Origin of the sequence: Cobetia sp. UCD-24C (genome assembly GCF_001306765.1) — a bacterium.
Lineage (GTDB): Bacteria > Pseudomonadota > Gammaproteobacteria > Pseudomonadales > Halomonadaceae > Cobetia > Cobetia amphilecti.
On record NZ_LJTD01000004.1, the window covers coordinates 1 to 19,167 of the forward strand.

Consider the following 19,167-nt stretch of genomic DNA (forward strand, 5'->3'; position numbering starts at 1 on the left):
GGTGCCGTGGGGGTGGTGGGGGCTGCTGGGTGTCAGTGGTATCGCGCTCTGTACCTGGCTGAAACCACGGAACGGCTTGTTGGCCTTGGGGATTTGGCTCGTGGTGTTCTGGAGTCTGTGGGGCACCTGGGGGGCACGATTGATGGACCCGGTTCGCAATCCTGCCGTACTGATGGCGCAGGTTGCCGAGAAGAGCGATTACCAGGCATTGGCCATTCCCGATTTTCGTGAGCAATACATCCTGCAGGCGCGTCAGCCATTGTGGCACTTCGGTTACAAGACGCCGGAGGAAGACCAATTCTCGCGCCTCTATGCATGGCTGAAGGAGGCCCCGCAGAACCGCTGGGCCTTGTTGACACCCCGCAAGCTCAAGCGGCATGCCTGTCTGGATGGCGCACAGGCCATCACATTGAATGAGCCGGATGAGCAATGGGTACTGCTACCTGGCAGCGCGGCCGTGAAATGTCAGGGCAATCCCGATGCTGCGCCGATGTATCTGGCACCGACCGCGGTCTCGAATGAAGCGGCACAGCTGATCGGACTTCCCCAGCGACATACTCTGATGCCGGAGGTTCAGCCATGAAGTATCAGAAGCAACTTTCATGTGCGATATCCCTGGTGGGAAGGGGCTCCCATTCGTTGATCAACCTGAATGCCAGCGAGCGAATATGTTGGACGCTATGGGGAGTGTTGCTGATGTCAGCAGCGCTGGCACGACCCTACCTGCCCATCGATGAAACTCGCTATGTCTCGGTGGCATGGGAGATGTGGCATGCCGGCAGCGGGTTCGTCTCGACCATGAACGGGGCGGCCTACGCTGACAAGCCGGTACTGTTGTTCTGGTTGATTCACGCCGGATGGGTGGTCTTCGGAGTCAATGATGTCTGGCCAAGATTGGTGATGCCGCTGGTCAGTCTGCTGGGTATCTGGCAGATAGGGCGTGTCGCCCGCACCCTGTGGCCGGCCACTGGCCTGGCCGATGCCGAACGGCAGAGACATGAGCTTTGGGTACGCATGGTGCGTTGGATGCTCGCCGGTTGTCTGATGTGGGTGCTCTATAGCCAGGCCTTGATGTTCGATGTGCTGTTGACGACGTGTCTACTGGGCGCGTTGCGTCCCTGGTGTACACCACAGGGAGCGCAGCCGTTCAGCCTGAGCGTCGTGCTCGAGAGTGGTGTGTGGCTGGGGTTGGCCTTGCTGGCCAAAGGGCCGGTCGCACTCTTGTGGTTTCTGTTGGTGGTCGGCTCGCGCCCCTGGTGGACGCAAGCACAAGCCCGCGAGGTGTGGGTCTGTGAGTGGCGCGGTTGGGTGTTGAGCCTGCTGCTGAGCATCGCGGTGTTGTGCATCTGGTTGCTTCCCGCCGTCATCACTGGCCTTCCCGACTATGTCGAGGATCTGCTTTGGGGCCAGACGGCAAACCGCGTCGTCTCCGCGCAGGATCATGCTCGACCGCCATGGTGGTATCTACCGTGGCTGGCGGTGTTGATCTTCCCGCTCAGCCTGCGCCCGCGATTGCTGATCGAGGGATTTCTGGCCTCGGTTGCTCGGCGGCCAACGTCAGAGCAACCCTTGCTGAAGCTGGGACGCTTCTGGGCACTGGGCGGGCTGCTGGTCTTTTCACTTATCTCCGGCAAGCAAGTGCATTATCTGATGCCGTTACTGGTACCGGTGAGTCTGCTGCTGGCCTGGGCTGCTCTGCGCCAGCCTCCGGCTCGCTCATCGCTGAAACTGCTGGCAATGATCAGCGGTGGCCTGGGACTGACAAGCCTGGCGTTGGCGGTCATCGTCATGCCCGCAGGCTGGCTGACTGATGCCTCATTTCTGCCGACCAACGCAGCGCTGGTGGCTTCGGGCAACGCAAGCCTTGCGTGTCTCATGGCGGGAGCTAGCTTGCTGGCCTTGATGGTATGGCTATGGCCTTCCGTGGATGAGGCGAGACGCTCCATCACGGCTCAAACACCTGCCGCTGAGTCACTGGGCAATAGCGCGCTGAATGCTCAGCGGCGACTGGCGCTGGGCAGCGTGTTGCTGGTGACCTGCTTGCTGGCCCTGACATTGCGTCCGTTATGGCCGCGCCTGGATCAGGCTGCCCTGGCTCAATGGGTTCAGCACCATCAACAGGAGGGCCAGGAGGTGGCCGTCGTTGGCTGGGACTATCAGGCAACCTGGCAATTTCTGGGGCGACTGACCCAACCGCTGAAGCAGTTGAAGCGCGATTCGAGTCAGCTGAATTCCTGGCAGACAGCGCATTCCGATGGCTGGCTGATAATCGAGGCTGACAAATGTCTGCGTCTACCCGGCACGCGAGGCCCTCTGGCCGGCATGCGTGATTGGTGTCAGGCGGCAGTAGACGATGGAGCCAATGCCACGCCGGTCTTTCATCAGGGACGCCACCGATTATTGGCGGTACCCGCAGCGGCATTGGGCGGCCCCTCATCAGCACCAACGGCGTTGGTCATGACCGCTCAGGAGAAACGATGAGCATGAAGATACTGGTAACTGGGGCTGCAGGTTTCATTGGTGCTGCTCTGTGTGAGCGACTCTTGAAGGAAGGCCTGCAGGTCGTCGGTCTCGACAATCTCAACCCCTACTATCCGTTGGCGCTGAAGCAGCACCGCCTGACACGTCTCGAAGCACTTGCCGGGCAGTGCGTTACTGCCCCCGGGAATGCACGCCGGCTGGGCAGCTTTCGCTTCGTCAAGCTGGATCTTGTCGAACGTGAGGCGCTTCGCACATTGATGCAGGAAGAGGAGTTTGATGTCGTCGTCAATCTGGCAGCCCAGGCTGGGGTGCGCCACTCCATCACTCAGCCTTTTGATTATGTCGACAGCAACCTGGTCGGCTTCGTCAATCTTCTTGAGGCTTGTCGTGACACGGCCCCGAGCCATTTGCTCTATGCTTCCAGCAGTTCCGTTTACGGGGATGATACCCGTCAGCCTCTGCAGGAATCCCAGGCGGGTGTACGCCCGCTCTCGCTGTACGCTGCCACGAAGCGCTCAAATGAATTGATGGCTTACAGCTACGCGCATCTCTATGGTTTGCCGGTGACAGGGCTACGCTTCTTTACCGTTTATGGCGCCCGCGGGCGCCCGGACATGGCGCCACTTCGTTTCGCACGCAAGCTGCTGGCCGACGAGGTGATCGATGTCTACAACCATGGACAGATGGCGCGTGATTTCACCCATGTCAGTGATATCGTGGAGGGCATCTACCGGCTTATGCACCTGCCGCCGACGCAGGAAGTGAATGCCGCTCCCTCGCGTGTCCTGAACCTCGGGCGTGGCGAGCCCATCGCATTGGGGAACTTCATCAATGGCCTCGAGGCAGCGTTGGGTGTCCCGGCTCGCAAGCGTCTGCTGCCGATGCAGCCAGGGGATGTCGAGCGTACCTGGGCAGATACCTCGACACTCGAGACGCTGACCGGCTTTCGCCCCAGTGTCAGTCTTGCCACAGGGCTTGAGGAGTTGGCTGAGTGGGCGCAGCAGTATCCGTCACTGCTGAGAGAAACCGATGACGAGCAATCGCCCCGGGTGGGATGTCCTGACGAAGCAGGCGTCGCTGCAGGTAGACATTCTGGACGCATGACAAAGGCCGGCATGTCCGCCATGACGGCCTTGGCCTTCAGTAGTGGAACTCTCTTGAAGGCCTGAGTGGGATCAGCGGCTGTATATCTGAGGTCAGGTCGAGAAGAGGCCAGCCTCCAACGCAAGGAGCCCCGCCAGTGTGAACTGGCGGGGCTCCTTGCGTCTTGCCTGTCAGTCGCTATCAGCAGCGACCCTCGCAGTTGGCAGGCTTGTCATTGGCGATGCGCCAGTCTTCCTCGTTGGCCAGCGTGGCCAGCGGCGACAGCATCGAGAAGTCGAACTCGGTGAGGCAGGTGCCGCGTTGTACGCGCTTGGGCCAGTCATGGTTGGCCAGCGCCGAGCGACCGATGGCGACCAGGTCCGCGTGCTGCAGGGCGGCCTGCGCCTTCGCGACGCTGGCGACATTGCCATTGGTGATCAGGCTCACCTCGGCGGCCTTCTCGCTGCGCACCTGTGCCGCCAGTGCGGTCAGGCTGAGACTGCGCTCACGCTCGTCGTCTGCCTCGGGGAAGGCGGGGGCATCGACATCGCTGCCGGTCAGATGCAGGAAATCCAGCCCGGCCTCCATCAGCTTGGCGAAGCGCTCGCGGGCCTCGTCAGGGCCGCCCTGCCAGGTGAGCTCCGGCTCGGTCACGGTGCCCTGGGACAGGCGCATACCGATGGCGAAGTCGGCGCCGACCGCCTCACGCACGCTGCGGACGACCGCCAGCGGGAAGGCCAGACGCGCGATGGCGTCGCCGCCCCAGGCATCGTCACGCTGATTGAAGCGCTCACTGATGAACTGGTGGATCAGGTAGCCGTTGGCACCATGCAGCTCGATACCATCGAAGCCGGCTTCCTTGGCGCGACGGGCGCTGGTGGCAAAGCCGGCGATCGCGTCATGGATCTCCGCTTCGCTGATCTCGCGGGCCAGCGGGAAGGGGCCGGAGCCACCGTAGAAGCTGAGCATCTCGCCACTGGCGCGGCTCTCGGAGGGGGCGACGACCTCATCCTTGAAGCGGTTGTGCTGGGTCTGGGCGCCGGCATGCATCAGCTGGGCGATGATACTGCCACCTTGTTGATGCACGGCGTCGACCACCGGACGCCAGCTGTTCTGCTGCGCCTGATTGGCCAGCCCCGGCTGGTTGTCGTAGCCCTGGCTGAAGGCTTCATCGGTGTAGATGCCTTCGGTGATCAGCAGCGAGAAGTTGCCCCGCGCGAAATCGCGATAGTAATCGACCATGTCGAAGTGCACCTGGCCGTCATCCTGCGCGCTGGTACGCGTCATCGGGGCGAGCACCAGGCGATTGCTGAGCTCAAGCCCTGCGAAGGCATGGGGGGTGAACAGTGCGGTGGTGTCTGTCATCTAGTACGTCTCCCGCGGAAAGCATTCCGCTGTGGTATCCGGTCGTAGGCCCTGAGCGTCTGCGTGCACAAAGAGGTGAAGATCGACGCAGTGCGGTGGCCTGAATGAATGATCGACGGATCATCTGCATGTCCTATATCGTGCCTGCCGCACCTGGGTGTCACAAGCCGGAACGCTGGAAGGAGAGTGTTGTCGTTTTGACAACCTGTGCATGTAATTGACTGAATTTGCGAGATTTTTTCTCAAATAATTCAGGGTTGCTGCATGAAGTGGCAACGCAGTGCTGCTTTCCATGCACATAAGCATATGCGCGCAACGACGCAGGCCCCGCAACCGTGGGTTGCGGGGCCTGCGTCGTTACGCCAATCGTGCCTATGGCGAGTGCTCAGTGCTGGCGATCACTTGCCGTCGCACTGGGCGTTCTGTTTGCTGCTGCCGGAAGGCGGGCAGCCGAACCAGTTCTCGGTCGGCTTGGCCTGGCCAGTGTTGGCGTGTCGGCCGCCCTGGCTGCCGATCTCGCCGCCATCGAGGCTTTTCTGTACCTGGCGCGTGGCGTTGTCCTTATCTTGCTGACTTGCTTCGGGCTGTTCGTTCTGTTGATAGTGCGCGCCGTTGTCAGGTGCGCCGTCCGCGGTGCGCTTGGAGTGGCTGGGCGTTGGCTGGCCCTGCGAGGAATGCTGGGAAGAGGCCGCGCCGCTGGTCCCTGTCTCGGTGTTCATCTCGTCGAAGGCCTGGGCCGGGGAGAGGCCCAGCAGGCCCAGCATCACTGCGACGGCGCCGATGCCACGGCGCAGGCGGGTGCTCGCGGCAGGGCGCTTGCCTGAGAGCAGGCCAGAGCGCTGGCCATGGAGAGAGGCGTTGTCGTCAGTGATGTCTGTTGAGGTCTTGTAGAACATGATGAGGGGACTCCTTGCGGGTCTGGCTGCCGGTGTCGGCAGCCGCGCGGGTGAGGGATTCACCGGCGACGTATGAGGTGTCGGCGAATGCTGCGCCAGCTTGCGAGCGCACGATGCCAGACATGAGAGGATGACGTGAGTGACTGCAACTCGGCGTTGCGCGCCAGGTAATCGATAGAACAGTTATCGGGGCGCACGGCGCGAATTCAACTCTTGTTCAATAATTGGCCATGGCGACGGGCGCACTCGCCGGGGTGGGTGGCGTGTCTTGCTCACACAATTGATAGGCAGCCGACACGCGATCGATCAGACACTTCTGATGGCAAAAGGGCAGGCGCCCCTTGAAGTCGCGACGCGCCGTGACAATGTGGGAGGGACAGGGCAACGGCCCTGAGTGTTCACCCAGGTCAAGGAGACAGGCATGACGATCAAGAAAACCGGTTCCGCGCATTGGGAAGGTAGCGTCAAGCAGGGTAAAGGCACTGTCAGCAGTGAAAGTGGTGCGCTCAAGGATCAGCCTTACGGCTTCAATACGCGCTTTGAAGATGGCGCCGGCACCAATCCCGAAGAGCTGATCGGGGCGGCTCACGCCAGCTGCTTCTCGATGGCACTCTCGATGATGCTGGGCGAGGCGGGGCATGAGCCCAAGGCCATCGACACTACCGCCACCGTCCATCTGGACAAGGACGACAGCGGCTTCAGCGTGACCAAGGTCGCCCTGGTGACCAAGGCCGATGTGCCGGGTATCAGCGAGGCAGACTTCCAGTCCACCGCCGAGAAGGCCAAGGGTGGCTGCCCGATCTCCAAGCTGTTCACCGCCGAGATCTCGCTGGAAGCCTCGCTGGTCAACTGAGGCGCCGCTTGTCGACCCAGTCGTGCGGGCGAATAGCCGTCAGGCGTCGACCACGACCACGACGACAACGACAGCGACTCGCGTGACCTCAAGTCTCAACTCTGCGACGCGAGCATAAAAAACCGCCCTTCGGGGCGGTTTTTTCGTTGTGTTCGTGGTGGATTACCGAGGGCGTTTACTAGCGCTTGTCTGAGCCGCTTTCAGAACCGTTTGCTGAGCCGTGTTCTGCAACCTTGTCTGAACCCTTGCCTGAACCCCTGTCTGGGCTCATTGCCAGCTTATCCTCCTCGCTGACCTCGCCGGCATGCTGCATGGCATTGCGGCGCGATTGCAGCCGCGTCAGCGGCTTGCGATCCGGCGTGCGGTACCAGCGAATGTTCTCGCGTGAGCACTGTTCCAGCTCGGCGATCACCTGGGCGCCGAGCAGCAGGATCACGGCGCCGATCTCCAGCCCCAGCAGCAGCACGATCAGCGTCGCCAGCGAGCCGTAGACGGCACCGACGAAGGACAGGTGGGTGAAGTACCAGCTCAAGGCGAGGCGTGTCAGCTCCCACAGGGTGGCCGCGACCAGACCACCGACCAGCGCGCGGCGGGTCGAGACGCGGGTCTGGGGCAGTATCTTGTAGATGGCGCTGAACAGCCCGAACATGCCGACGATGCTGATCAGATAGATTACCTCGCTGCCGGCATCGCCCAGGGTCAGCTCGATGCCGGTCAGCAGCGTCAGGGCGTCATTCATCGCCGAGGCCAGCGCCACCAGCAAGGTCAGCGCCAGCAGGCCCGCGCCCAGCACCATCACGAAGGCGTAGGGCAGCAGGGCGGAAATCCACGCGCTGCGCTTACGAATCACCGGATGCTGATGGAAGATCAGCGCGATGGCGTCTTCCAGCATGCGAAAGGCCAGTCCGGCGAAGAACAGCAAGCCGCCCATGCCGATCCAGCTGATCACCTCGCGATTGGCCAGCAGCTTGCGCACCGCGTCCAGCAGGATATCTTCCTGGCCCGGCCCCAGATGCTGGACCTGAATGGCGATGATGCTCATCAGGCGCGTTTCATCCACCAGGTGCGTCAGCAGCACGCAGAGCAAGGCGAACAGCGGCACGCTGGACAGCAGGATGTTGTAGCCGACGCCACCGGCCAGCAGCACGCCACGGTTGGCGATGAACTGCCCGATGACGCGCAGGGCGAAGGCCAGCAGGCGCGGCAGAAAGCGCAACAGGCGGCTGCTCACGGAGTCTGCAGCAGGGTCTGGCATGGCTGGGCATCCTCGCTTTGGTTCGTTAAGTCAGTACAAGGGTGATATCAGCCGCGCTGCCGGGCGCGATGCTGGAAGAACGTCGAGGCGGTATAGAGCGCCAGACCACTCCAGATCAGCACGAAGGTGATCAGCATCGTCGGATGCAGGGTTTCCTTGAAGATCAGCAGCGCGATCAGAAACTGCATGGTCGGGTTGATGTACATCAGAAAGCCGACCGTGGCGAGACGCAGGCGTCGCGCCGCACCGGCAAAGGCGAGCAGCGGCAGTGCGGTGAGCACGCCGCTGGACATCATCAGCACGCTGGCGGGTAGCCCCAGCGGGCCGACATCGCTGGCCGTGAAGTGCGATTCGCCGGAGAACCACTGACCGCCGATCAGCAGCAGCGCGAGTGGCGCGAGCATCATCGTCTCGACCAGCAGGCCCGACAGGCCATCCAGCGCGATGCGCTTTCTGAGCAGCCCGTAGGTGCCGAAGGTGACAGCCAGCGAGAGCGTGATCCACGGCAGTTTCGTCAGGCCGATCAGCTGCAGGCTCAGGCCGAGAACGGCCAGCCCCAGCGCGAACAGCTGCACGCGCGTCAGGCGTTCCTTCAGGAACAGCATGCCCAGCCCGACATTGACCAGCGGCGTCATGAAGTAACCCAAGCTTGCCTGCAGTACCTCATGCACCTCCACCGCGTGGATGTAGATGCCCCAGTTGAGCGCGATCAGGATCGAGCAGGCCAGCACCGGCACAAGCTTGCGGGGTTCGGCGAAGGCGGCGCGCACCGGCGACCAGCGCCGGATGACGCTGATCAGCAGCACCATGAACACGCAGCTCCACAGAATGCGGTGCAGTAGCACTTCCCAGGCGGGTATGCCCTCGAACAGCGCGAAGTAGAGCGGAAAACAGCCCCACATCACATAGGCGCCCAGCCCGAAGCCGACACCCTTGGCGCTCTCGCGGCGCGCCTGCGCCAGACTCTCGACTGAGGGGCCTGCCTGCTCCCGCCTCATGCGGAGTCGCTCGAACCATCCTGCGCCAGCGGCTTGTCTGCGATCTGCGCCAGCGGTTTACCTGCGATGTAATAGCCCGACGGCTCAAGGGCGATGAAGAAGCTTTCGGCCTCCGGATAGCCGGCCTCATTCATGGCATGCGCGATGGATTGGGCGCACAGATCGCGCACCTTCTGGCCACGTTCGAACCACAGCACCTCGACGAAGGGGAAGGCATCGACGAGCTGACCATCGAACACATACTGGGTGGTGATGCATTCCAGCGTGAATTCGTCGCGCGCGGTGGCGGTCGCTTCGCTCAGCTGATCGATCAGTGCGCGCGAGACAGGGGCAAGACGGGCAGGCGTGACACCGTGGAAGCGAAGCTGAGGCATGAAGCTCTCCTGTGAGTCGGGATAGGGAGGGGGCGAGCAAGCTCGCGGTGAACAGACGTCGCCGCAACCTGGCGTGGCGACTTTGCGTTCATCGCCAATATATCACTGGCTTCTGATGCTCACACCCGCCGCCAGGGATTCGTGCGCGTGCTGAGCAGTGCGGTGGTGACAGATCATGCTTTGCCTCTCACATCTGATCGCCACAGACGGTAGAATGAGCGCTTTGAAGGCGTGGCACGACCAGCGGCAGGGTGGGCAAGGCTCACGCCGCCGCGAATCCGCCAGTTGCCACTCAAGCGTCCATTCAGTCAGCAGGGAGGCACGACGACCATGACGACACAGCCACAGGCGACTTCCTCGCAAGCGAATGCTGGTGATGCCTCGCGAGGGGCGACACTGCGTGTCAGCCTGGTGCAGGCGGACCTGCGCTGGGAAGACCCGGCGGAGAACTGCCGTCTGCTCGGCGAGCAGCTGGATGCCGCTGGCCTGGTCATGGGCGCCGATGGCCGCAATGCCGAAACGGACCTGATCGTGCTGCCCGAGATGTTCGCCACCGGCTTCACCATGAATTCGCGTGAGATGGCGCAGCCGATGGAGTCCAGCGAGAGCGTCGACTGGCTCAAGGCACAGGCCATCACCCGTGGTTGTGTGATGACCGGCAGCATCGCGGTGCTGGATGACGGCGAGTGTTACAACCGCATGCTGTGGGCCACGCCCGACGGCGAGGTGACGCACTACGACAAGCGCCATCTGTTCCGCATGGCCGGTGAGCATGAGCGTTATGGCATGGGCTATGAGCGGGTGTTGGTCGAGCTCAACGGCTTTCGGATTCAGCTTTCGGTCTGCTATGACCTGCGCTTCCCGACCTGGCTGCGTCAGCGCCCTGTCATCGGTGGCGTGAGTGCTGCCGAGACCGCCGCCGACAGCGCCTTTGAATATGACTTGCTGCTGTGCGTGGCCAACTGGCCGGGCGTACGGCGTCATCCGTGGCGCACGCTGCTGCAGGCGCGCGCCATCGAGAATCTGGCCTACGTGGTGGGCGTCAACCGTGTGGGTGACGACGCCAACGGGCTGCACTATACCGGCGACTCCATGGTCTGCGACTTCAAGGGCGAGCCCATCCTCGATCCTGCGCCAGACCAGCCCTTCATCGAGACCGTGACGCTTGAACGCGGCGCGCTCGACGAGTTTCGAACCAAGTTTCCGGCGTGGATGGACGCCGATCATTTCACTCTGGAGGCCTGATGCGCCTGGACAAATTCCTTACCGAAACCACGGATCTCAGCCGTAGCGATGCCAAGAAGGTCGTGCACCGCGGCGATGTCACCGTGGATGGTGAGGTAGTCAAGAACACCGCGAGCGCCGTCAAGGATGGCATGCGCGTCGAATGGAATGGCGAGCACCTGGAGCTGATGGGGCTGCGCTATCTGATGCTGTACAAGCCGGCCAATGTGGAATGCACCAGCAAGCCGGGCCTCTATGAGCGCGCGCATGACCTGATCGATCTGCCCAATGTCGAGCGCCTGAGCATCGTCGGGCGTCTCGATGTCGACACCACCGGTCTGGTGCTGATGACAGACGACGGCCAGTGGAACCACCGCGTCACCTCGCCCAAGAAGGCCTGTGCCAAGCGCTATCGCGTCACTCTGGCGCGCCCGCTGGAAGGCGATGAGCTGGCGCGCGCCGTGGAGGACTTCGATCACGGCCTGATGCTGGATGGCGAAGAGAAGCCGACGCGTCCGGCGCGTCTCGAGATGGAAACCGCCACCGTGGGTCTGCTGTGGATCACCGAAGGCCGTTACCACCAGGTGAAGCGCATGTTCGCGGCCATCGGCAATCACGTCGAAGCCCTGCATCGCGAAGCCATCGGGGCTGTCGAGCTGGACCCGGAGCTGGAGCCGGGCGAATGTCGCTTCCTGCGTCCGGAAGAGATCGCCAGCTTCTGATCATTCGCTTCTGGTCGCTAGCTTCTGATTCATCGACGCATGCGTCATGAAAAAGCCCCCGTCATTTTCACGAATGGCGGGGGCTTTTTCATGCGCGTCGTTGGCCGCCGAGCCTTGTATCGATCCAACGATCGCGCTTAAGGTAGGCAATTGTCTGCTCGTATTGTGAATTCTTTGCGGGAAGCGCGTTTTGCAGAAGTGGTATTTATGTAGAGGCCGTCTTCAATCAAACGCTTGTTTCCAGTATTTTCATGACAATGGCGTATTCATAACAACAACGAGGAAAATCCACTATGTCGTCCCCCTTCTTCAAGTCGTCTCCCTTCACCAGGTCCCACCTGCTGAAACCTCTGCCGCTGCGCATGGCGCTGGCGGGCAGTGGCCTGTTGCTGGCAACGCTGTCGGCGCCGGCGACTGCTGCGGAAGATGCCAGTGTGGTGTTCTCCGCGCCGCCGTGGCCGGGCGTGACCATGAAGACCGAGATTGCCTCGGAAGTCTTTGAAGCGCTGGGTTACTCCCCCAGCACGCGTCAGCTGGGCGCGCAGATCACCTATGAAGGCATGTCGCTGGGCGAGGTGGATGCCTTCCTCGCCGCCTGGCTGCCGGCGCAGAGCAACATGTACGACGCCGCGATGGAGAAGGGCACCCTGGTCGACATGGGCAACAATGTCGAAGGCGCGCGCCTCGGGTTCGCGGTGCCGGGCTACGTTGCTGAGGCCGGAGTGACCTCCAACGAAGACCTCGACAAGCCGGAATTCGCCGACAAGTTCGAGAAGACCATCTATTCCATCGAGATTGGCTCCGGTTCCAGCGAGATCGTCAACAAGGGGGTCGACGGTGATATCTATGGTCTCGGCGACTGGGACCTCAAGGAGTCATCGACGCCGGGCATGCTGGCGACCGTGGCCAATTCCTCCAAGAGCAAGGAGTGGATTCTGTTCGTCGGCTGGACACCGCATTGGATGAACATCGAATACGACATGGTCTTCCTCGACGACCCGGAGGACATGTGGGGCCCGGGCGGCGGCGCCAGTGATGTGAAGACCTTGGCCAACAAGGCGTGGTCGGAAGCGCACCCCAATGCGACCCGTCTGCTCGATCAGCTGGCCTTCAGCTCGGATGATCAGAGCGCGCTGATCTACGGCTATGGCAAGGAAGAAAAGCCGCAGGAAGAGGTCGCCGGTGAGTGGATGAAGGCCAACCCGGCCAAGGTCAAGGCCTGGCTGGAAGGCGTGACCACCCGTGATGGCGAACCTGCCTGGCCGGCTGTCAAGGAGGCCCTGGGTCTGCCGGAGGCATGATCGACAGCTTGAAAAGGTGCCGCTGATCTTTGTGGATGCAGCACCTTGAATATTGTGGTCAGTGTACGAAGCCCGCTCATTGAGCGGGCTTCGTGCGTTCTACAGCAGTGAACGTGTCAAAAGCGTGCGCAGTGTCAGGGCAGAAAATGACCTCTGGCGTGCTGCCCATCAGGGGGAGAATTCGTCGTCATGCAAATCTTGCATGGAAAATCCAAATAAAGAATTGGTCGCGGGATAGGGGCCTGTATCACCATCAGTCTGCACTCTGCGCTGCTTCCACGCGCAGCCAACAATAATGACAAGAAGGAAACACTCATGGCTGATTCAGGCTCTTCCTCCGCCTCGTTGCCTCGCTCTCCCGGGCCCATTGCGCGCTTTCTGTCTCCCTGGACACGTCTGGCGCTGTGGAAGCAGATCTTCATCGCGCTGGTTCTGGGCCTGGGGCTGGGTATCGTGCTCAACCAGACCGGGCGCGCCGATATCGCCGCCGATATCAAACCGCTGGGTGACCTGTTCATCCGCGGCATCAAGATGCTGATCGTGCCGCTGGTCTTCATCTCACTGGTCACTGGTGTGGCCTCGCTCAACAACCTCTCCAAGATCGGCCGCCTGAGCGTCAAGACGCTGGTGCTCTATCTGGGCATGACGGCGGTTGCCATCACCATCGGCCTGGGTCTGGCCACTATCTTCCAGCCGGGCGTCGGGATCGACCTGGGCAGCGCGGCCAATGTCGAGGTGCGTGAAGCGCCGACTGCCGTCGATACGCTGCTCGGGCTGGTGCCGACCAATGCCGTCGAGGCCTTCGCCGAAGGCAATGTGCTGCAGATCATCGTCTTCGCGATCCTGTTTGGCCTCTCCATCACGCTGGTGGGTGAGAAAGCCCGTCCGGTACGCGTGTTCTTCGAGTCCGCGGCGGAAATCATCTATCGCATGACCAGCATCATCATCGCCTTCACGCCCTACGGTGTCTTCGCCCTGATGACCTGGGTGGCCGGCACCTATGGCCTGGCAATGCTCGCGCCGCTGGCCAAGGTGATCGGCATCGTCTATCTCGGCTGCTGCGTGCATGCCATCGTGGTCTATGGCGGCATGCTGCGCTTTCTGGCGCGCTTGAACCCGCTGCGCTATTTCCAGGGCAGTGTCGAGCCGATCATGCTCGCCTTCACCAGCACCTCCAGTTCCGGCACCTTGCCGGTGACCATGATGGCCGCCGAGCAGAACCTGGGCGTCAAGCGGGGCGTCTCGAGCTTCGTGCTGCCGCTGGGCGCGACCATCAACATGGATGGCACCGCGCTGTATCAAGGCGTCTGCGCGCTGTTCATCGCCCAGGCCTATGGCGTTGATCTGGGCATGACCGAATACGTCACCATCATCATGACCGCGACGCTGGGCTCCATCGGCACCGCCGGTGTGCCGGGTGCCGGCTTGATCATGCTCTCGCTGGTGCTGACCTCCGTCGGCCTGCCGCTGGAAGGCGTTGCCATCATCGCGGGTATCGATCGTGTGCTCGACATGGCGCGTACCGGCCTGAACGTGGCGGGTGACTGCGCCGTCAGCTGCCTGGTCGCCAAGAGCGAAGGCGAGCTGGACGAGGAAGTCTTCAATACGCCCCACGTCATGTGCTCAGAGCTCAGTTGAGCGCTCTTGTCTGAACACCCACCGCGTCATCATCATCGGCTTGTCGGCATCCGCGTGATAAGCGTGTCAAAGACATCAGGAGAACATCGTCATGGAACGCCCCAACGCACCTTCACATAAAGCCAGCCCCTCTGTCGTTCGCTACGGCGTCGTGGGTGGCCTGGGGGCGATCGGCAGCGCGGATGTCCTGCTCAAGACGGTGCGCGCGGCGCAGTACTGCAAGCCGCCGGGCGGGGTGGATATCGCCTTCGAGCAACGACACTTCGATGATGGGCCGGGAATCGCCGCGGAGGCCTACGACCCGCTGCGGCGCAAGTTCTACGTCTACAACGTGCTCAAGGACATGCAGGGCAAGGTCGAGAACGCGATGGTGCCATGCTTTCTCTCCCACACCTTCCTGGCCGAGATCACTCCGGAAATCAGCTTCAACGTCGTCGATATCTTCGATGCGCTGCTGGCGCGCATTCGCCGTGACTATCCCGAGGTGCGCAAGATCGGCGTGCTGACCTCAAGCTACGTGCGCGCCTCCGGTATCTTCGAGCAGCGCTTCGGTGAGCCGGAGGCCACGCAAGACGGCAGCCTCGCGACAGCTGGCGGCCTCGAGGTCATCTACCCCGATGCCACGCTGCAGCGTGATGCCCTGATGCAGGCCATCTATGGGCCGAGCGGCATCAAGAGCGGCCATCATGGTGGCGAGTGTCTGCAACTGTTGCTCGAGGCCTGTGATGACCTGGTCAGTCAGGGGGCGGAGATCATCGTGCCGGGCCTGAGCGAGATTCCGGTACTGATGGAGTCGCTGCAGCCGCTGGTGCCGGTGCCCTTGCTCGACTCCAACCTCATCTACGCCGAATATGCACTGGGCGTGGACCGCGAGCGCGAGAATCACAACTTCAAGCTTGGCGTGCTCGGTGGGGTAGGGCCGGCGGCCACGGTGGACTTCATGCGCAAGGTGGTCAGCCTGACGCGTGCCGAGCGCGATCAGGACCACCTCAAGATGGTGGTGGAGCAGAATCCGCAGATTCCCGATCGCACTGCCAATCTGATCGGCAAGGGCGAAGATCCGAGCATTCCGATGCTCGCGACCTGTCAGCGGCTGGAGGCCGATGGCGCCAATGCCATCGCGATCCCCTGCAATACCGCGCATGCCTTCGTGGCGCGTATCCAGCCCTATATCGGCATCCCGATCATCAACATGCTGACGGCGGTGGTTGACCATATCGCGGCGATACAGACGCCGGTGACGCGGGTCGGGTTGCTCGCGACCAGCGGCACCGTGACCAGTCGGGTCTACCACGACATCATCGAGGCCTCGGGGCGGGAAACGCTGGTGCCCGATGCGCGCTGTCAGACCCAGGTGATGGAGGCGATCTACGGGCATCACGGCGTGAAGGCGGGGCATACGACAGGGGAGTGCAGCGAGCATCTGCAGGCTGCCATTTCCCACCTGCTGGCGCGGGGCGCAGAAGTGATCATCCTGGGCTGTACCGAGCTTCCGCTGATCGAGCTCGATGCGGCACTGCGTGAGCGGGTGGCGCTGCTCGACCCCGCGGAAATTCTCGCGCAGCACTGTGTGGCACTGGCGCAAGCCGATGCCTGATGCGCTGCACCCATCCGATCAGCCAGTGAAGAGAGCTTGAAGAAAAGACACGCAGCGACGCGATATACTGCGCCCACGCAGGCGCGCTGTGTGCCTTTGCCTCATTCATGCCTCTCTTCAGGTGCTCGCCGTGGAAATGAACTGGCTGGAAGACTTCCTCACCCTGGCGGTGACGCGTAACTTCTCGCGCGCCGCCACCCTGCGCAACGTGACGCAACCTGCCTTCAGCCGTCGTATTCGCAATCTGGAATACTGGGTCGGCGCCACCCTGATCGACCGCAGCCTGTTCCCCGTCGGCCTGACCCCCGCAGGCGAATCCTTCCAGCGCACCGCCCAGGATGCGCTCTCGGTATTGCGCGTCGGGCGCGATGAGGCGCTTGGCTTCGTGCCCAAGATAGAAGAAGTCGTCTCGATTTCCGCCTCACACACGCTGGCGGTCAGCTTCTTCGTCGACTGGCATGAACAGCTGCAAAACCGACTGGGCAACTTGAAGGCACGCATCGTGCCCGACCACGTCGCCGGCTGTGTCGATGCCCTGATCAGCGGCAACTGTGATCTGATGCTGGCCTACAACAGCCCGCTACTCCCGACGCTCACCGACATCGTGCGTTATCCCTCCATCGTGCTCGGCTCCGAGCGACTGGTGCCCGTCAGCGCCGTCGATGACACAGGCCAGGCGCTTTACTCCCTCGATAGCGACACGCCGCAACCTTATCTCTGCTACTCCAGTGACAGCTATCTCGGGCGCCTGACCGCACTGATCATTGGCCGCCAGAACCTCGCCGCGCGTCTCAACTTCCGCTACGAATGCTCGATGTCTGACGTGCTCAAGCGTGGTGCACTCGCCGGTAGCGGCATCGCCTGGGTACCGGAGCGCGCCGTACGTGACGAGCTGGCCGCCGGACGTCTCGTCATCATCAGCGACAATAGCCACACCGCGCCGCTGGACATCTGCCTCTTCCGCCACGCCGAGCATGATCAGCGCGTGGCCGAACGCATCTGGCAAGCCTGTCTGACTGCCGAAGACGAGGCCCTCGAGTCAGGCCAGTAGTCTGCTCGCGGCGTGCCAGAGAAGGGATGGGTAAAGAAAGGGCCGGAGAAGAAAGAGTACAGATAGGAATGAGCACGCAACGGAAAGAGCACGCAAAGCAAAGAGCAGGGCAATGACCTGAAATCATCGCGAGAGCACAACGCAAGACGGGAGCCACCTGGGCTCCCGTCTTGCGTTGTAGCAACTAAGCGCATCTCAGCGCATCCGACCGTATCTGATCGCATCTCAGCTCACAGCCTATCGGCCGCATCTGCAAGTCATGCATTGCCTCTCACGACAGTCGACGCGAGTTGGCCGTCGTACGCTTGTGCAACGGCTTGATGAAGAGGGTGCCCGTCGTCCACCACGGCGCCACCTTGCCGCCCGTCATCGCGTTCATCCACGTCTTCTGCATCACGAACCACATCTCCCAGCTGGCCGCGATCTTCTCCGACACCATCTTCTGGTTCTCGGTGATCATCTTCGGGTCCAGCGGTGACTGGGTTCCCCACAACTGAGTACGCGACATGATGGTCGACATGGCCGTCGACCACATCTCTACCGACGTCGTGCCCAGTTTCCAGACATCGAACATCGCAGCCGGCGTCGTCGGGACCAACTCTGACCAGGCAGGTTGTTTAGCCATTGTGCTCTCCAAGTAAGGAACCTGAGTACATTGATACGCCTGTTTTTGCTGCAGTGCAATATGAGTTTTGGCTGTGAGATGAGATAGGGCGATTCGGAGCCTCCATTATCACCACTTTCTATATGAATCAGTAAGTTAGTGATAGTGCTGGGCCAGAAAAACCGGAATTTTCCGGGCCTGGACGGAAATTTCCCGTGGGGCTGGGGAAAGTGGATTTTTGGAATTTGGCGGCAATGTCTTACGCAGGCGTATGAATTTTATGAGGCTGGGTATCAGTTCAGTCAGACAGGGCACGTAGGTGTTGGCGAACGTCGCGGAAATTTCCGGCGTGGGGTTAGATGCGATAGAGAGGAGGGCGCAGCGAGGCGCGCTGGATATCGAGTCTAGTGTCTCGTTAAAGCGACGCAGGGTGTCGTGCTTAACTAACGATTCCTTCTCGTGTTTGCCTCGACTCGGCTATTATTAGGTTTTTTGAAATCTCCTATATTCAGATATGCATTTCTCGCCAAGGCAGGACGCCATGGTGGAAGACCATGAGATGGAGCTCGCCCCAGCGGTAAGCGCCGTGCGGTAGCCGTGCTAAAAGTAGAAGGTCAGTTGATACGCTACCTCGCCGACGTTACCTCTACCAGAAGCCCAGTACCCAAAAGAGCGAACGCCACAAGGCCAACACGCTCATCGAACACTTGGGAAAATACTCGCTCGCGGCGCTTACGCCGGAGTTGATCGCCAACTTCCGTGACACCCTTTTGAACTGCATTGGCCATCGTGGCCAGTCCATCAGCGGCAATACCGTGCGCTTGGAGCTCGCCTTGCTCGGCCATCTCTACACCGTGGCCATCCAGGAATGGGGCCTCGGCCTGACCTGCAACCCCATCCAGAACATCCCCAAGCCCAGCCCGGGGGAGGGGCGCGACCGGCGTCTAAGCTCTGATGAGGATAAGCGGCTATTCGCCGGGCTGCGGCAACACAGCAACCCCATACTGGCCTGGATCGCCAGAATCGCCCTAGAGACGGGCATGTGCTCGTCGGAGATCCTGACCCTCACTCGCTCTCAGGTCGACGTGAAGCGCCGCGTGGTACGCCTCACGGACACCAAGAACAACGAAGCCCGCCTAGTGCCACTAACCCTGGCCGCCACCGAGGTGTTCAAACTGGCGCTGAACAACCCGGTGCGCCCGCTTGACTGTGACCTAGTGTTCTTTGGCGAGCCTGGAAAGGATGGCAAGCGGGGCTCCTACGCCTACACCAAGCTCTGGAACCAGGCCAAGAAGCAGGCCAGGCTCGATGACTTTCGCTTTCATGATCTACGCCATGAGGCCCTCAGCCGGTTGGTGGAGGCGGGGCTATCCGATCAGGAGGTCGCCGCGATCAGCGGGCACAAGTCGATGCAGATGCTGAGACGGTATACGCATTTGAGAGCCGAGGATTTGGTCGTGAAGCTGGATAGAGTAAGGGAGGTCTAATACATTAATAGCTTGAGAAAACTAGGCAGAACGATCAGGCGGATTCCGACCCTGAGCGGCTATGTCGGCGAAAGCGGCACGTTGGTTCAACCGAGTTATAAAGCCGGCACAATAATATATGTTATGCTTCCTGTTTATACTTAATTTATTATAATTTCAATGGGAGAGATCGTGAATGATAGGCGGTATAACCTGAGTGAACGCGCTGCCGGGTCATTGACGTTATGTCGAGGGGCGT

The 19,167-nt window shown here is 61.4% G+C and carries 16 protein-coding genes and 1 pseudogene; 11 read left to right on the plus strand and 6 right to left on the minus strand.

The window, feature by feature from the left end:
* The 3 genes and pseudogenes from AOG28_RS06560 to AOG28_RS06570 all read left to right on the plus strand — a co-directional run.
* Positions 1-583, plus strand: a pseudogene (locus AOG28_RS06560) (ArnT family glycosyltransferase); the annotation flags it as partial.
* A gap of 113 nt (positions 584-696) precedes the next feature.
* The gene (locus AOG28_RS06565) at positions 697-2,481 is read left to right on the plus strand and encodes an ArnT family glycosyltransferase (RefSeq protein ID WP_054555767.1); all 1,785 of its coding nucleotides are present in this window, start codon (positions 697-699) and stop codon (positions 2,479-2,481) included.
* Positions 2,482-2,483: 2 nt separating this feature from the next.
* Positions 2,484-3,650 (plus strand): NAD-dependent epimerase/dehydratase family protein, encoded by a 1,167-nt coding sequence (locus AOG28_RS06570; RefSeq protein WP_082388557.1) that lies wholly within the window; start codon positions 2,484-2,486, stop codon positions 3,648-3,650.
* 115 nt (positions 3,651-3,765) lie between these two features.
* On the opposite strand, the gene AOG28_RS06575 is transcribed toward AOG28_RS06570, so the two are convergent.
* The gene (locus AOG28_RS06575) at positions 3,766-4,929 is read right to left on the minus strand and encodes an oxidoreductase (protein ID WP_054555768.1); all 1,164 of its coding nucleotides are present in this window, start codon (positions 4,927-4,929) and stop codon (positions 3,766-3,768) included.
* 398 nt (positions 4,930-5,327) lie between these two features.
* The gene (locus AOG28_RS06580; protein ID WP_054555769.1) at positions 5,328-5,825 is read right to left on the minus strand and encodes a hypothetical protein; all 498 of its coding nucleotides are present in this window, start codon (positions 5,823-5,825) and stop codon (positions 5,328-5,330) included.
* A 421-nt stretch (positions 5,826-6,246) separates the two neighbouring features.
* Between AOG28_RS06580 and AOG28_RS06585 the strand changes: the two genes are divergently transcribed.
* Positions 6,247-6,678 (plus strand): OsmC family protein, encoded by a 432-nt coding sequence (locus tag AOG28_RS06585; RefSeq protein WP_043335071.1) that lies wholly within the window; start codon positions 6,247-6,249, stop codon positions 6,676-6,678.
* 178 nt (positions 6,679-6,856) lie between these two features.
* On the opposite strand, the gene AOG28_RS06590 is transcribed toward AOG28_RS06585, so the two are convergent.
* Genes AOG28_RS06590 through AOG28_RS06600 form a run of 3 tightly spaced genes read right to left on the minus strand, consistent with a single transcriptional unit; the run spans position 6,857 to position 9,305 of the window.
* Entirely contained in the window at positions 6,857-7,933 is a 1,077-nt protein-coding gene (locus AOG28_RS06590) for a YihY/virulence factor BrkB family protein (protein ID WP_082388421.1), read from the minus strand.
* A gap of 47 nt (positions 7,934-7,980) precedes the next feature.
* Positions 7,981-8,931: an EamA family transporter RarD gene (gene rarD / locus AOG28_RS06595; protein ID WP_054555770.1), complete on the minus strand. Its 951-nt coding sequence runs from the start codon at positions 8,929-8,931 to the stop codon at positions 7,981-7,983.
* Positions 8,928-9,305, minus strand: coding sequence for a DUF1904 family protein (locus tag AOG28_RS06600; RefSeq protein WP_054555771.1), 378 nt, complete (start codon positions 9,303-9,305; stop codon positions 8,928-8,930). The genes rarD and AOG28_RS06600 overlap by 4 nt, the downstream gene beginning before the upstream one ends.
* A 330-nt stretch (positions 9,306-9,635) precedes the next feature.
* On the opposite strand from AOG28_RS06600, the gene AOG28_RS06605 reads away from it, so the two are divergent.
* From AOG28_RS06605 to AOG28_RS06630, 6 genes are all read left to right on the plus strand, one after another.
* Positions 9,636-10,550, plus strand: a complete 915-nt coding sequence (locus AOG28_RS06605) for a nitrilase family protein (protein WP_052384749.1) — start codon at positions 9,636-9,638, stop codon at positions 10,548-10,550.
* Positions 10,550-11,251 carry a pseudouridine synthase gene (locus AOG28_RS06610; RefSeq protein WP_054555772.1) on the plus strand — a complete coding sequence of 234 codons (702 nt, stop codon included), beginning with the start codon at positions 10,550-10,552 and terminating at the stop codon, positions 11,249-11,251. Before AOG28_RS06605 ends, AOG28_RS06610 begins: the two co-directional genes overlap by 1 nt.
* Positions 11,252-11,544: 293 nt before the next feature.
* Entirely contained in the window at positions 11,545-12,552 is a 1,008-nt protein-coding gene (locus tag AOG28_RS06615) for an ABC transporter substrate-binding protein (RefSeq protein ID WP_235506968.1), read from the plus strand.
* A 315-nt stretch (positions 12,553-12,867) separates the two neighbouring features.
* A complete protein-coding gene (locus tag AOG28_RS06620) occupies positions 12,868-14,190 on the plus strand; it encodes a dicarboxylate/amino acid:cation symporter (RefSeq protein ID WP_082388423.1) in 1,323 nt (440 codons plus the stop codon).
* A gap of 91 nt (positions 14,191-14,281) precedes the next feature.
* Complete coding sequence (locus tag AOG28_RS06625; RefSeq protein WP_054555773.1) at positions 14,282-15,787, plus strand: aspartate/glutamate racemase family protein; 1,506 nt, start codon at positions 14,282-14,284, stop codon at positions 15,785-15,787.
* 136 nt (positions 15,788-15,923) lie between these two features.
* Positions 15,924-16,838, plus strand: coding sequence for a LysR substrate-binding domain-containing protein (locus AOG28_RS06630; protein ID WP_054555774.1), 915 nt, complete (start codon positions 15,924-15,926; stop codon positions 16,836-16,838).
* 271 nt (positions 16,839-17,109) lie between these two features.
* Here AOG28_RS06630 and AOG28_RS06635 read toward each other — a convergent pair whose 3' ends face one another.
* Complete coding sequence (locus AOG28_RS06635; protein ID WP_235506969.1) at positions 17,110-17,463, minus strand: hypothetical protein; 354 nt, start codon at positions 17,461-17,463, stop codon at positions 17,110-17,112.
* Positions 17,464-18,149: 686 nt separating this feature from the next.
* Here AOG28_RS06635 and AOG28_RS06640 point away from each other — a divergent pair.
* Positions 18,150-18,929, plus strand: coding sequence for a site-specific integrase (locus AOG28_RS06640; protein ID WP_235506970.1), 780 nt, complete (start codon positions 18,150-18,152; stop codon positions 18,927-18,929).
* Positions 18,930-19,167: the final 238 nt, after the last annotated feature.